This window comes from Yoonia vestfoldensis DSM 16212 (genome assembly GCF_000382265.1).
In the GTDB taxonomy this organism is placed as follows: domain Bacteria; phylum Pseudomonadota; class Alphaproteobacteria; order Rhodobacterales; family Rhodobacteraceae; genus Yoonia; species Yoonia vestfoldensis.
Window position 1 is genome coordinate 16,651 of record NZ_KB907978.1, and the last position, 13,482, is coordinate 30,132.

General features: G+C 62.6%; 13 protein-coding genes. 10 read left to right on the forward strand and 3 right to left on the reverse strand.

Annotated features, from left to right (window positions below):
* The first annotated feature begins 80 nt into the window (after positions 1–80).
* Both H147_RS0107145 and H147_RS0107150 read left to right on the forward strand, forming a co-directional pair.
* A complete protein-coding gene (locus tag H147_RS0107145) occupies positions 81–842 on the forward strand; it encodes a 4Fe-4S dicluster domain-containing protein (protein ID WP_026352335.1) in 762 nt (253 codons plus the stop codon).
* Positions 842–1,714, forward strand: coding sequence for a dimethyl sulfoxide reductase anchor subunit family protein (locus H147_RS0107150; protein ID WP_019954670.1), 873 nt, complete (start codon positions 842–844; stop codon positions 1,712–1,714). The genes H147_RS0107145 and H147_RS0107150 overlap by 1 nt, the downstream gene beginning before the upstream one ends.
* Before the next feature lie 67 nt (positions 1,715–1,781).
* On the opposite strand, the gene H147_RS0107155 is transcribed toward H147_RS0107150, so the two are convergent.
* From H147_RS0107155 to H147_RS0107165, 3 genes are read right to left on the reverse strand one after another with little or no spacing between them, the layout of a single operon-like run.
* Positions 1,782–2,993, reverse strand: a complete 1,212-nt coding sequence (locus H147_RS0107155; protein ID WP_019954671.1) for a threonine ammonia-lyase — start codon at positions 2,991–2,993, stop codon at positions 1,782–1,784.
* A gap of 30 nt (positions 2,994–3,023) precedes the next feature.
* Positions 3,024–4,085 (reverse strand): ABC transporter ATP-binding protein, encoded by a 1,062-nt coding sequence (locus H147_RS0107160; RefSeq protein WP_019954672.1) that lies wholly within the window; start codon positions 4,083–4,085, stop codon positions 3,024–3,026.
* 3 nt (positions 4,086–4,088) lie between these two features.
* Positions 4,089–4,883 (reverse strand): IclR family transcriptional regulator, encoded by a 795-nt coding sequence (locus H147_RS0107165; protein ID WP_019954673.1) that lies wholly within the window; start codon positions 4,881–4,883, stop codon positions 4,089–4,091.
* Between the two features lie 158 nt (positions 4,884–5,041).
* Between H147_RS0107165 and H147_RS0107170 the strand changes: the two genes are divergently transcribed.
* The 8 genes from H147_RS0107170 (at position 5,042) to H147_RS0107205 (ending at position 13,477) form a co-directional block, all read left to right on the forward strand.
* Positions 5,042–6,301, forward strand: coding sequence for an ABC transporter substrate-binding protein (locus H147_RS0107170; protein WP_019954674.1), 1,260 nt, complete (start codon positions 5,042–5,044; stop codon positions 6,299–6,301).
* 99 nt (positions 6,302–6,400) lie between these two features.
* Positions 6,401–7,360: a carbohydrate ABC transporter permease gene (locus H147_RS0107175; RefSeq protein ID WP_019954675.1), complete on the forward strand. Its 960-nt coding sequence runs from the start codon at positions 6,401–6,403 to the stop codon at positions 7,358–7,360.
* A gap of 96 nt (positions 7,361–7,456) precedes the next feature.
* Positions 7,457–8,305, forward strand: a complete 849-nt coding sequence (locus H147_RS0107180; RefSeq protein ID WP_019954676.1) for a carbohydrate ABC transporter permease — start codon at positions 7,457–7,459, stop codon at positions 8,303–8,305.
* Positions 8,306–8,312: 7 nt separating this feature from the next.
* Positions 8,313–10,397, forward strand: a complete 2,085-nt coding sequence (locus tag H147_RS0107185) for an alpha-galactosidase (RefSeq protein WP_019954677.1) — start codon at positions 8,313–8,315, stop codon at positions 10,395–10,397.
* The gene (locus tag H147_RS0107190; RefSeq protein ID WP_019954678.1) at positions 10,394–11,152 is read left to right on the forward strand and encodes an SDR family NAD(P)-dependent oxidoreductase; all 759 of its coding nucleotides are present in this window, start codon (positions 10,394–10,396) and stop codon (positions 11,150–11,152) included. The genes H147_RS0107185 and H147_RS0107190 overlap by 4 nt, the downstream gene beginning before the upstream one ends.
* A complete protein-coding gene (locus H147_RS0107195) occupies positions 11,149–12,051 on the forward strand; it encodes a 2-dehydro-3-deoxygalactonokinase (protein ID WP_019954679.1) in 903 nt (300 codons plus the stop codon). Before H147_RS0107190 ends, H147_RS0107195 begins: the two co-directional genes overlap by 4 nt.
* Before the next feature lie 2 nt (positions 12,052–12,053).
* Positions 12,054–12,659: a 2-dehydro-3-deoxy-6-phosphogalactonate aldolase gene (locus H147_RS0107200; protein ID WP_019954680.1), complete on the forward strand. Its 606-nt coding sequence runs from the start codon at positions 12,054–12,056 to the stop codon at positions 12,657–12,659.
* Positions 12,656–13,477: an SMP-30/gluconolactonase/LRE family protein gene (locus H147_RS0107205; protein WP_019954681.1), complete on the forward strand. Its 822-nt coding sequence runs from the start codon at positions 12,656–12,658 to the stop codon at positions 13,475–13,477. The genes H147_RS0107200 and H147_RS0107205 overlap by 4 nt, the downstream gene beginning before the upstream one ends.
* Positions 13,478–13,482 lie beyond the last annotated feature (5 nt).

Here is a 13,482-nt window from a genome sequence, read left to right on the forward strand (position 1 = left end):
CATCTTCCGAGCCCAAATATCCCCGCCGGAGGCCGCGTATTTCGCCAGAAATGCGCGACCCCGCAGCAGAGGCCAATCGCATGACGCAACTTCCCGCCAGCACCGCCAAAAAACTTGGCCTCGTCATAGACCTCGACACCTGTGTGGGCTGCCATGCCTGCGTGATTTCCTGCAAAGGCTGGAACACCGAAAACTACGGCGCGCCCCTGTCGGATCAGGACGCTTATGGCGCGAACCCTTCGGGCACCTTCCTCAACCGCGTGCATTCCTATGAAGTCCAGCCAGAGGCCGGCACCGCCCAACTGATCCATTTCCCCAAATCCTGCCTGCATTGCGAAGACGCGCCCTGCGTCACTGTCTGCCCGACAGGAGCGAGCTATAAACGGGTCGAAGACGGGATCGTGCTGGTCAATGAAAAGGACTGCATCGGCTGCGGGTTGTGCGCTTGGGCTTGTCCTTATGGTGCGCGCGAGCTTGATGCCAAGGAAGGCGTGATGAAGAAATGCACGCTCTGCGTCGACCGCATCTATAACGAAAACCTGCCCGAAGAAGACCGCGTTCCCGCCTGCGTGCGCACCTGCCCGGCGGGGGCGCGGCATTTCGGCGATCTGGGGGACGCGGAGTCAGAGGTATCACAACTGGTCGCAGCGCGCGGCGGGTTCGACCTGATGCCCGAACAAGGCACCAAGCCTGTCAACAAATACCTGCCCCCGCGCCCCAAAGACGTGGTGCCCGAATTCGACGTGCTGGCCCCGTTTCTTGACCCCGTAGCGACAGATGGCAAAGGCTTTGCGCATTGGCTCGACAAGGCGCTGTCAGCCCTGCCCGGAGGGGCGAAGTAATGCATCCCGCCAAATCCGTCATCATCTTCACCACGTTTTCGGGCCTTGGGTTCGGGCTCTTGTTCTGGCTCGGCATCGGGGCGATCACACCCACGGGTTTGTCAGCCTTCATCTGGTTCACCATCGCCTATCTGGCCGCCGTGGGTGGTCTGCTGGCTTCCACCTTTCACCTCGGGCGGCCCGAACGCGCGATCAAGGCGTTCAGCCAGTGGCAGACAAGCTGGCTGTCACGCGAGGGAATCTGCGCGGTTGCGACATTGCTGGCGATGGCGGTCTACGGCGCGGGGCTGGTGTTCTTCGACAGGGTGCTGGCACCCTTGGGCTGGATCGGGGCGCTGGGGGCGGTCGCGACAGTGTTCACGACATCGATGATCTATGCGCAGCTGAAAACCGTGCCGCGCTGGCGGCATTGGACGACACCTGCGCTGTTCCTGACCTTGTCGGTGGGCGGCGGCGCGCTGCTCGGCGGACAGGTGACAGAGGCGCTGGTGCTGCTGGCGCTTGCGGCAATCTTGCAGGTGTACACATGGGTGACGGGTGACACACGACTTGCCCAGTCCGGCACCGATATGGCGACGGCCACGGGACTTGGCCATATCGGCACAATCCGCGCCTTTGAACCACCCCATACCGGCACCAATTACCTGATGCGCGAATTCATCCATGTGGTGGGGCGCAAACATGCGCAGCGCCTGCGGGTGATCGCAGCGGTGCTGGCCTTTGTGCTGCCGGTCGTGTGCCTGCTGCTGCCTTTCAGCCATATCTGGGGCGCGCTGGCGCTGGTCAGCCATATCGCAGGCGTGCTGGTGTTGCGCTGGCTTTTCTTTGCACAGGCCGAACATGTGGTCGGGCTCTATTACGGCAAGCGCTGAGGGGGCGCTGCCCCCGCCCCGGACAGGGTCCTGGGCCCCCCGGGATATCTCTACTCGGAAGATGAGGTTAAAGGTCCTGCGCCGTGCGCACCGACAGGCCCGCGTCCCGCAAGAGGCCGGTGATGTCATCAACATGGCGTTGGTCACGGGCCTCGATCACGATTTCAAGTTCAGCTTTTTTCAGTGACACGCTCTGCATCATCCGCTGATGGATGACTTCGATCACATTCGCCCCCGCCTCGCCGATGATACGCGAGATCATGGCAAGCTGTCCGGGCTTGTCGTCGATTTCAAACACCAGCCGGGTGATCCGCCCGTCGCGCATCAGTCCGCGCAGGATCAGCGTGGACAGAAGGCGCGAATCGATGTTGCCGCCACAGATCACGAGGCCGACCTTCTGGTCCTTGAACTGCGCGAGGTTGTTCTTGATGACGGCCAGCCCCGCCCCTGCCGCCCCTTCGGCGACAAGCTTTTCGTGGCTCAGCAGGTCGAACACCGCGCTTTCGATCTCGCTTTCGCTGGCGCTGTCGATGCGGGAGACATGGTCGCGGATGATGGCGATATTGGCGGCGGCGGGTTGCTTGACAGCGATGCCTTCGGCCAAGGTGGCACCCGCGAAATGCGGGGCGACCCCGTCGAGTTGCGCCTTGGCGGCGTCGAAGATATGCGCCTGCGCGCCGATGATCCTAACGTCTGGCCGGACCGATTTCGCCGCGACGGCCATGCCCGCGATCAACCCGCCGCCGCCCACCGGCACGACGATGCAATCGAGGTCCGGCACCTGTTCGAGCATTTCCAGCGCGACCGTGCCTTGACCCGCTGCCACAACCGGATCATCGAAAGGATGGATGAAGGTCAGCCCCTTTTGCGCGGCCAGATCGAGCGTGAACTGCACGCTGCCGTCAAAACCTGCGCCATGGATCACGACCTCGGCCCCCAGATCGGCCGTGCGCTGGATTTTGTTGAAGGGCGTGCCTTCCGGCATCACGATGGTGGACGGAATGCCCAACCGTGTGGCGTGATAGGCCACACCCTGCGCATGGTTGCCTGCGCTGCAGGCGATGACACCCGCCTTGCGCGCGGCCGTATCCAGCGTCAGCAGTTTCGCCAGCGCCCCGCGCGCCTTGAACGCATTGGTGTGCTGGAGGTTTTCCAGTTTGAGATAGAGGTCGATCCCCAGCATATGCGACAGGCGCGTCGCGCGGATCGTGGGGGTGCGGATGGTCGCGGGGGCAATCGCCGCATAGGTCTGTTCGATCAGGGCGGCGGTCAGTTCCACGGGTCTTCTCCTGCAAACCGGACCCCTCGTTCATCCGTTGCGGATGCGGACCTCGGTTTGCGCATCAAACAGGTAAAGGCGGGATTTGTCGATGGTGACACCCACGCGCGCGCCCTCGACCGATCGGTCGTCGCCGCGTTCCTCGATCACGATACGTTCGCCCGTGTCGGAGGTGAGGTAGACGAAGGATACCCCACCAAGGCTTTCGGTCAGATCGACGGTATGGGTGTCGCCTGCGGCATCGACGGCCAGATGTTCGGCACGCATGCCCACGGTGACGGCCCCGTCATAGGAGGCGGGGATCACACCTGCGAAATCGGCCTTCATCCCCGGCACGGTGACTTTGCCGTCCTTGGCCGTCCCGCCCAGAAAGTTCATCGCGGGTGAGCCGATGAAACCTGCCACGAATTTGTTATCAGGGTCGCGGTACAATTCCATCGGAGCGCCGACCTGTTCGATCCGGCCCGCACGCAGCACAACGATCTTGTCGGCCAGGGTCATCGCCTCGACCTGATCGTGGGTGACGTAGATCATCGTCGCCCCGATCTCGCGGTGCAGGCGGGCGATTTCGACGCGCATTTCCACCCGCAATTCGGCGTCAAGGTTGGACAAAGGTTCGTCAAACAGGAAGACTTCCGGCCCGCGCACGATGGCGCGCCCGATGGACACGCGCTGGCGCTGGCCACCGGACAGGGCGGCGGGTTTTCGGTCGAGATAGGGTTCGAGTTTCAGAATCCGCGTCGCCTCGGCCACCTTTTCGGCGATAACCTTCTTGGGGTAGCCGTTCATCTTGAGCCCGAAGCCCATGTTGTCGCGTACAGTCATGTGCGGGTAAAGCGCGTAGGTCTGAAACACCATCGCCACGCCGCGCTGTGACGGGTCAAGCCGCGTCACGTCGCGCTCGCCGATGACAACGGCACCGTCGGTGGTTTCCTCCAACCCCGCGACCATCCGCAGCAAGGTGGACTTGCCGCAGCCCGAGGGGCCGACGAACACGCAGAATTCCCCGTCGCCGATGGTAAGGTCGATCCCATGGATCACCTGCACATCGCCATAGCGTTTGACCACATTCTTCAGCGTGACACCGGACATCGCCTACCTCCCCGTTTGTTCTTTTGCGTCGTAATCGGGAAAGCTCCAGCTTTGGGCGTCCCGTGCGATTTTGCTGGCCGTGTCCTGCAGGATCGGCACATAGGATTCGAGCCCGGCCAGATTGGTCCGGCTGGTCGTGCTGGTCACCGACAACGCCCCCAGCACGCGCCCCGCATCAGACACGATCGGCATGGCGACACAGATGATGCCGGGTTCATGTTCCTCGCGGTCGAAACCGTAACCGTTGGCCCGGATAGCGGACAGCTCTGCGCGCAGTGCGGCAGGCGTGGTCAACGTCGCGGCGGTAAAGCGATGAAAACTTTGCTGTTCGATCACCGCCTCGATGATCGCGGGGTCAGAAAATGCCAGCATCACCTTGCCGACGCCTGTGCAATAGGCAGGGCCGACCTTGCCGGCCTGGCTGAACATCTGCACGGGATTATTGGCGTTGCGTTTGTCGATATAAAGCACCTGCGCGTGGTCAAGCTGCGCCAGATGCACGGTTTCGCCGACGGCCGCGCTGAGCGCGTCGATATGGGGCCGCGCGATCGGGGCAAGGGTGGATTGTTCCCATGCCGCATGGGCGAGCCGTACAAGACGCACGCCGGGCGAATAGGTCTGCCGGTCGGGATCATAGGCCAGCATGCGCTGGTTCGTAAGGGTCTGCAAAAAGCGGTAAAGCGTCGGCTTGGGAAAGGGTGACGCTGCCAGCACTTCGCTGAAACGCACGGGCCGACCGTAAGCCGCCACCTGATCCAGCACCTCAAGGGCCTTGCCGACTGTCCCGTCGCTTGTCATCTGCTCTCCCTCGCTCCCGCCATGCGTGCCGCGGATTGTTGCAGGCGCGTCATGGCTGTTGACAAGGCTAGCGGCTTTGCGATTAAGTATCAATATGCAAAACCTAGTTTCATATAATGAAACCAAGGTGGACCATGGAAGCACCTAGGGAGGATATAATGCGTTCCATTCTGAAAACGTCGTTCGCGGCGTTCGTTGCAGCAGGCATCGCGGCATCTGCCATGCAGGCCAATGCACAAACGCTGTCAGGCGATCTGGTCATTTTCTCGGACATGTCCAACCCTGCGCCCCGCGCGGTGATGGAAGGCATGGTCGAACGTTTCGGCGAAATGCACCCGGACCTGAACATCGAGCTGACCGTCATCGACCGTGAAGCCTACAAGACCCAGATCCGCAACTTCCTGACCGCCAACGCGCCGGACGTCGCCAACTGGTATGCCGCCAACCGCATGCTGCCTTACGTCGAAGCCGGTCTGTTCGAAGACGTGTCCGACATCTGGGAAGGCGCAATGAGCGAAGAGCTTGCCTCCACCAAGGGTGCGCTGACAGTGGGCGACGCGCAATATGGCGTGCCTTATACCTATTACCAGTGGGGCGTCTATTACCGCAAAGACCTGTTCGACCAGTTCGGCCTGACGGAACCCACCACCTGGGAAGAAGAGCTGGCCAACTGCCAGACCCTGCTCGACAACGGGATCAAGTGCTACACCATCGGGACCAAGTTCCTGTGGACCGCTGGCGGCTGGTTCGACTATCTGAACATGCGCACCAATGGCTATGACTTCCATGCGCGTCTGACCAATGGCGAAGAAAGCTGGACCAGCGACGAAGTGCGCGCGACCTTTGCCAACTGGCGTCAGCTGATCGATATGGGTGCGTTCATCGACGACCACCAGAACTATAGCTGGCAAGAAGCCCTGCCCTTCATGGTCAACGGCGAAGCCGCAAGCTATCTGATGGGCAACTTCGCCGTGGCACCATTGCGCGAGGCGGGTCTGACCGACGAACAGATCGATTTCTACCAGTTCGTCGAAATCACCCCCGGCATTCCAAAGGGTGAGGACGCGCCAACCGACACGTTCCACATCCCGTCAGGTGCTCAGAACAAGGAAGCCGCACGCGAATTCCTGCGCTTCGTGGTCTCTGCGGAAAACCAGACCCTGATCAACAATGGCGCGAACCTAGGCCAGCTGCCCGTGAACGCGCTGTCATCGGTCGATGACGACAAGTTCCTGCAGCAAGGCTTCGAGATGCTGTCAAGCGGCGCACCCGGTGGGATCGCGCAGTTCTTTGACCGCGACGCACCCGCCGAGATGGCGGCGGCAGGCATGGAAGGGTTCCAGGAATTCATGGTGTTCCCCGACAACCTCGACGACATCCTGGAGCGGCTGGAAGCCACGCGTCAGGACGTCTATTGATCCTCCCCATGGGGTGCGCTGTGATGCGCACCCCGTTCGTGCCGGGCGTGGCCTCATCCGCGCCCTGCACGCCCCATTCACCAACAGACAGGGCGGCGCATGACCATTTCCGCTGACAGCTACAGCCAGACCCCGCGCGGCTGGTACAAGCGCAACGAGATCGCGATCACGCCCTGGCTGTTCCTTGCCCCCGGCGTCCTGTTCTTTGTTGTCTATGTCATAGCCCCGATCTGGCAAAGTTTCGGCATGTCGCTCTATGACTGGAACGGGCTGGGCGACATCGACACCAACGGCACCTATGTCGGGCTGGAGAATTACAACAAGCTGTTCGGCCTGAACGGCGAACGCGCCGACCGGAATTTCCAGATCTCGCTTTGGAACAACCTCAAATGGCTGGTGCTTTATCTGCTGGCGATCCCGTTGGGCCTGTTCATCGCGCTGTTCCTGAACCAGAGCGTGCGCGGCATCCGCCTTTACAAATCGCTGTTCTTTTTCCCCTTCGTCATTTCCCAAGTCGTCGTCGGTCTTGTGTTTTCGTGGTTCTATCTGCCCAACAACGGGCTGTTCACGATCATGACCGGCTGGTTCGGCTTCGAGATCAGCGGCGGTGTGCTGGGCAATCCCAACACCGCGACCTATGGCATCATCGCCGCAGGGCTTTGGCCGCAGACGGCCTATTGCATGATCCTGTATCTGACCGGGCTGAACGCCGTTGACCCCGAACAGGTCGAGGCCGCCCGTCTGGACGGTGCCAAGGGCCGCAAGATGCTGTGGTACGTGATTCTGCCACAACTCAAGCCGGCGACCTTCATCGCCTTTGTCGTCACGATCATCGGCGCGCTGCGCAGTTTCGATCTTGTGTCGATCATGACAGGGGGCGGGCCGTTCGGGTCTACCCGCGTGTTGTCGTACTACGTGTTCGAAAAATCGCTGTCCGAACGCGGGCTGCAATATGGCTATGCCGCCGCCGTCGCGGTCGTGCTTTTCATGATCATGCTGGTGTTTATCTCCTACTTTCTTTGGTCGATGTACAAAGACGAAAGAGGGGCACGCTCGTGACTGCCATGCCGAACCCCGTCCCGGGCCTGCCCCTGGACCTCCCCTTCACCCCGATCAACAGGTCCCGGATCATGTCCGGGACGGCGGAGGGCTGACATGTTCCCGACACCCGTCCAGAAATCATCCCCCGCTGTCCGCGTCGGCTATCAGGCGTTCCTGCCGCTTGCGCTGTTTCTCTGGCTCTTGCCGCTGATCGCGGTGATGATCTTTTCGATCAAACCGGACGTTGATTTCACCACAGGCAATTACTGGGGCTGGCCGTCTTCGTTCGAGGGTTTCACCAATTACGGGCTGGTGTTCTTCGAAAGCGCGATGCCGCGCTACCTGCTCAATTCCGTGCTGATCACGGTGCCCACAGTCATCGGGACCGTCGCCTTGGCCTGCATGACGGGGTTCGCGCTGGGGGTCTACAAGTTCAAGGGGAACCTCTTGATCTTCTTCATGTTCATCGCAGGCAATTTCGTGCCTTTCCAGATCCTCATGGTGCCGGTGCGCGACCTGACCGTCGACATGGGGCTGTATAATACCAAGACAGGCCTCGTGCTGTTCCACATCGCGTTTCAGACGGGGTTCGCCACGCTTTTCATGCGCAATTTCATCCGCGCCCTGCCCTTTCCCCTGATCGAGGCCGCGCGCGTCGAGGGCGTCGCCGAATGGCGCATCTTCGTCTACGTCGTCCTGCCGCTGATGAAGCCTGCCATCGCCGCGATGGCCGTGCTGATCTTCACCTTCATCTGGAACGATTATTTCTGGGCGGTCGTGCTGACCCAAGGCCCCGAAAGCCAGCCCGTCACTGCCGGCATCACCAGTTTCAACGCGCAATACCGCGCCGCCTATCACCTGATGAGCGCAGGTTCCATCGTGGCCGCCCTGCCACCGGTCCTGATGTTTTTCCTGATGCAGAAGCACTTTATCGCGGGCCTCACGCTTGGGGCTGTAAAGTAAGAAGTCCATGAACAATACCTACCGGATCGACGATGGACGCCAGACGCTTGTTCTGGCGGCCACAAATGCCCGCCTGCCAGAGGTCGTCTATTGGGGCGCGCGCCTGCCCGCTGACGAAGACCTCGGCACCCTGCACGCAGCCCACGCCATCGACGTCACAGGCGGGATGCTGGATGAAAACCCCGATCTGTCGCTCTGCCCAGAGGCGAGCCGCAGTTTCCCCGGCCAGCCCGGCCTGATCCTGCGCGACAGCGACGGCACACCGCTTTTGCCGAAGTTCTGCCTTGTCGATGCAGAGCAGACCGATACCGACCTGCGCCTGATCTTTCGTGACGCGGATAACCGGCTGGACCTGACCTGCACGTTTCAATCCGACACCGGCACCCATGTCATCACCTGCCAGACCACGCTGGACGCGGACCGTCCGGTGCATCTGCACTGGCTGGCCGCCCCGGTCCTGCCTGGCCCGCAGCAGAGCGACGAGATGATCGACGTCTCTGGCCGCTGGTGCGGAGAGTTCCAACTCGCGCGCACACCGTGGTCACCGGGGATGCGCTACCGCGAAAACCGCACGGGACGCACGGGGCACGAACATTTCCCCGGCCTGATCGTGCCATGCCGGGGCGCGACGAATACCCAAGGCGAGGCCTATGCCTTTCACTACGGCTGGTCCGGCGGTCACCGCATGATCGCCGAGGAACTGCCCGACGGGCGACGGCAGATCCAATGGGGCCACGCCGCACGGATGGAAACCGAAGCCGCCACGCATTTCAGCACCGCGCCACTGTACATCGCCTATTCCGACAGCGGCTTGAACGGCTGCGCGGTCGCGTTCCAGCGCCATCTGCGCGACCGGATCGTGACTTGGCCAAAGCCGAAAGCCCCACGCCCCGTGCATTACAATTGCTGGGAAGCGGTCTATTTCGACCATAAACTCCCTGTGCTGAAAGACATCGCCGCGCGTGCCGCAGCCCTTGGCGCGGAACGCTTTGTTCTGGATGACGGCTGGTTCGGGCAGCGCGACGACGACACGCGCAGCCTGTCGGACTGGACGGTGGACGCCCGCAAATATCCCGACGGGCTGCACCCGCTGATCGACCATGTGCACGGGCTGGGCATGACCTTTGGCATCTGGTTCGAACCCGAGATGATCAACGAGGACAGCGACATTCACCGCGCCCATCCCGACTGGGTGCTGGGCAGCGAGGATCAGACGCTGGGCCGCCAGCAAAAAGCGCTCAACATGGCGCTGCCCGCGGTGCGCGATTACCTTTATGACCGGATGTCGGCGATCCTGCACGACCACCCGATCGACTATATCAAATGGGACCACAACCGCGTGTTGCCGATGCCGGATGCATCGCAGACGCGGGGGTCATATGCCCTGCTCGACCGGCTGCGCGCGGAATTTCCCGATGTCGAGATCGAAAGCTGCGCCTCGGGCGGCGGGCGGATCGATTTCGGCATCATGCAGCGCACGCAGCGCGTCTGGCTGTCCGACAGCAACGATGCGCTGGAACGGCTGCGCATCCAGCATGACGCCGCTCTGTTCCTGCCGATGGCCGTGACCGGCAGCCATGTCGGCCCGCGCGTGTGCCATACCTCGGGGCGGACGCTGGATATCTCCTTTCGTGCATGGGTCGCCGCCCAGCGCCACATGGGGTTCGAGATGGACCCCCGCGAATTGACCGCGCACGAAGCAAGCGTGCTGGCCGAGGTGACAAGCTGGTGGAAACATCACCGCCACTGGCTGCAAACGGCGGACATCCTCCGGCTCGACAGCCCCGATCCCGCCGTGATCGCCGAACAGCAACTGGCGCGCTACAAGGACCGGTTCGTGGTTTTCGCAGGCAAGGCCGCGACCAGCACGCAGATCGTGCCGCGCCCCTTGCGGCTGACCGGACTGGACCCACAGGCGCGCTATCGCGTCAGCCTGATCAACCGCGACAGCGCCCCGCGCCTGTCGCGTGGCGCGCCCCTGCTCAAGTCCGAGGCACTGGTTGTGACGGGCACCTATCTGATGCATCACGGCGTGACACTTCCGTGGTCGTTTCCGGAACGGATGTGGGTGCTGGAAGGAGAACGCCTGTGACCGCCACCTTTCACGATCTTGCAGATGCGTCGGTGTTCATTACCGGCGGCGGCAATGGCATCGGTGCCGCACTGACCGACGGGTTTCTGGCCCAAGGCGCCAAGGTCGCTTTTGTCGGTCGGTCCGACGCCAGCGCCTTCGTGGACGAGATGGATGCCAAACACCGCAACCGACCGCTGTTCATCCAGTGCGACATCACCGATACGGACGCCCTGCAAGATGCCATCGCGCAAGCGGCCGCCACACACGGCCAACTGAACGCGCTTGTCAACAACGCCGCCAACGACGCCCGCCACGAGGCGGCAACCATCACCCCCGCTTATTGGGACGACATGCAGGCCGTGAACCTCAAGGCCTATTTCTTTGCCTGCCAAAAGGCCGCCAGCGTCATGGCCCCACAGGGGGCAATCATCAACTTTTCCTCAATCAGCTATATGTTCGGGGCGGCGGATATGATCGCCTATACCACCGCGAATGCGGGGATCACGGGCATGACACGGTCGCTCGCCCGCGAATGGGGGACGCGCGGGATCAGGGTCAATGCCATTGCCCCCGGCTGGGTCTTTACCGAAAAGCAGGAAACCCTGTGGGCCACGCCCGAAAGCAAGGCCGCCTTTCTTGAACGGCAATGCATCCCAGAACCGATCATGCCCGCCAATATGGTCGGGCCGGTGCTGTTTCTGGCCTCCGACGCATCGCGGATGATGACGGGCCAGACCATGGTCGTCGATGCCGGCGTGGTGACGACAGGATGACCGCGCCGATCAATCCCGCATGGATCGCCGTCGATTGGGGCACATCCAACGTGCGCGCGTGGGCGATGTCGGCCAGCGGCACCGTGCTGGCGCAGGCCGGATCGGACAAGGGCATGGGCGGGCTGGACCGCGCGGGGTTTGAGCCCGCGCTGCTGGCACTAGTCGGCGACTGGCTGCACGGCCCGACGCCTCTCATCGCCTGCGGCATGGTCGGCTCGCGCCAAGGCTGGGTCGAGGCGCCCTATGCCGCCGTGCCTTGCCCGCCTTTGGGCGCTGCCATGGCAATAGCACCTGCCTGCGACGCTCGTTTGCAGGTCCATGTCATCCCCGGCGTCAAGCAGATGCATCCCGCCGATGTCATGCGTGGCGAAGAAACCCAGATCGCGGGCTATCTGGCCCAGAACAAGGGGTGGGACGGTGTCATCTGCCTGCCCGGCACCCATACCAAATGGGTCCATGTCAGCGCGGGCGAGATCGTCAGCTTCCAGACCTTTATGACAGGCGAGCTGTTCGCGACACTGGCCACGCAAACCGTGCTGCGCCATTCCATCGCCGCTGATGGCTGGGACGAAGCCGCTTTCGAAAGCGGCCTTGCCGATGCCTATGCGCGGCCTGAAAAACTGGCCGGACGGCTGTTTTCGCTGCGCGCCGAAGGGTTGCTGCACGACCTGTCAGGGGCGGCTGCCCGCGCAAGGCTGTCAGGGCTGCTGATCGGGGCGGAGCTTGCCTCGGCGAAACCCTATTGGCTGGGCCAGCAAATCGCGGTGATCGGCGCGGGCGCGCTGGCACGGCTTTACGTCGCAGCGCTGGCACAGCATGGTGCGCCTGCCACACAGGTCAATGCCGAAGCTGCCACGCTGGCGGGCCTGACCGCCGCCTACCGCCAGTTGAAAGGATAAAGATGCACCGCCCCCTGATCGCCATCCTGCGCGGCATCACGCCGGACGAAGCCGAAGCCGTGACCGCCGCACTGATCGCCGCAGGCATCACCAAGATCGAGGTGCCGCTGAACTCCCCCGACCCGTTCGACAGTATCGGCCGCATGGCGCGCGCCTTTGGCGATGACGCGCTGATCGGGGCGGGCACCGTGCTGTCCACCGATGATGTCGGGCGCGTCGCAAAGGTCGGCGGGCGGCTGATCGTGTCGCCCAACTGCGATCCCCGCGTGATCGTAGCGACCAAGGCCGCAGGCCTGCAAAGCTGGCCGGGGGTGATGACACCGACCGAATGTTTCGCCGCATTGAAAGCGGGGGCGGACGGGCTGAAGATATTCCCCGCCAGCCTGATCGGGCCTGACGGGATCAAGGCGATCCGCGCGGTGCTGCCCCAAGGCACGCAGGTCTATGCCGTGGGCGGCGCGGGGGCCAGCAATTTCGTAACATGGATGGCGGCAAGCGCGGATGGTTTCGGCATCGGAACTGCACTTTATCAACCAGGCCTGAGCGTGGCCGAGGTTTCTGCCCGCGCGCGCGACATCGTGGCCGCCTATGACGAGGCCGCAGGATGATCTTTGACGCCACCCAATGCGCCCTTGGCGAAGGCGCGCTTTGGCATCCGCTCCGTGGCGAATTGTTCTGGTTCGACATTCTGGGCAAACGCCTGCACAGCAAGGCGCGCCACTGGCAGTTTGACGAATATGTCTCGGCCGCAGGTTGGGTCGATGCAGACACGCTGATCGTCGCGACGCAAACCGCGCTGATCCGCTTTGATCTGCGCGACGGCAGCCAGACCCCGCTTTGCCCGCTCGAGGCGGATAACCCCGTCACCCGCTGCAACGATGGGCGCGCGGACCCGCAGGGCGGGTTCTGGATCGGGACCATGGGGATCAATGCCGAACAGGGCGCGGGTGCGATCTATCGCTATCACAAAGGCGCGCTGCGCCAGATTTTCGCGCCGATCACGATCAGCAATGCGATATGCTTCGCCCCCGACGGCAAGACCGCCTATTTCACCGACACGCCGACGCAAAAGATCAGGTGTGTGGCGCTGGATGCGGACGGCTGGCCGCAAGGCGACCCTGCGGTCCATATCGACCTGAGCGCGACCGATTTCCGCCCCGATGGCGCGGTCGTCGATGCGCAAGGCAACCTGTGGAACGCACAATGGGGCGCGCACCGTGTGGCGGGTTATGCGCCCGATGGCACCTTCCTCGAAAGCTATAGCTTTGCAGCGGCGCAAACCTCCTGCCCGGCCTTTGGTGGCGATGACCTGTCGATCCTGTTTTGCACATCGGCCGCCACAGGGCTGGACGGGCCGGACGAAGGCAAGACATACGCTGTCCCCACACCCTACAAGGGCCAGGCAGAACATCAGGTGATCCTTTAACCCTG

Coding starts and splice junctions, on each gene's coding strand:
- H147_RS0107160 (WP_019954672.1), bottom strand. CDS start 4,085: ATGTCCGGTGTCACGCTGAAGAATGTGGTCAAACGCTATGGCGATGTG.
- H147_RS0107170 (WP_019954674.1), top strand. CDS start 5,042: ATGCGTTCCATTCTGAAAACGTCGTTCGCGGCGTTCGTTGCAGCAGGC.
- H147_RS0107195 (WP_019954679.1), top strand. CDS start 11,149: ATGACCGCGCCGATCAATCCCGCATGGATCGCCGTCGATTGGGGCACA.
- H147_RS0107175 (WP_019954675.1), top strand. CDS start 6,401: ATGACCATTTCCGCTGACAGCTACAGCCAGACCCCGCGCGGCTGGTAC.
- H147_RS0107200 (WP_019954680.1), top strand. CDS start 12,054: ATGCACCGCCCCCTGATCGCCATCCTGCGCGGCATCACGCCGGACGAA.
- H147_RS0107180 (WP_019954676.1), top strand. CDS start 7,457: ATGTTCCCGACACCCGTCCAGAAATCATCCCCCGCTGTCCGCGTCGGC.
- H147_RS0107145 (WP_026352335.1), top strand. CDS start 81: ATGACGCAACTTCCCGCCAGCACCGCCAAAAAACTTGGCCTCGTCATA.
- H147_RS0107150 (WP_019954670.1), top strand. CDS start 842: ATGCATCCCGCCAAATCCGTCATCATCTTCACCACGTTTTCGGGCCTT.
- H147_RS0107185 (WP_019954677.1), top strand. CDS start 8,313: ATGAACAATACCTACCGGATCGACGATGGACGCCAGACGCTTGTTCTG.
- H147_RS0107165 (WP_019954673.1), bottom strand. CDS start 4,883: ATGACAAGCGACGGGACAGTCGGCAAGGCCCTTGAGGTGCTGGATCAG.
- H147_RS0107205 (WP_019954681.1), top strand. CDS start 12,656: ATGATCTTTGACGCCACCCAATGCGCCCTTGGCGAAGGCGCGCTTTGG.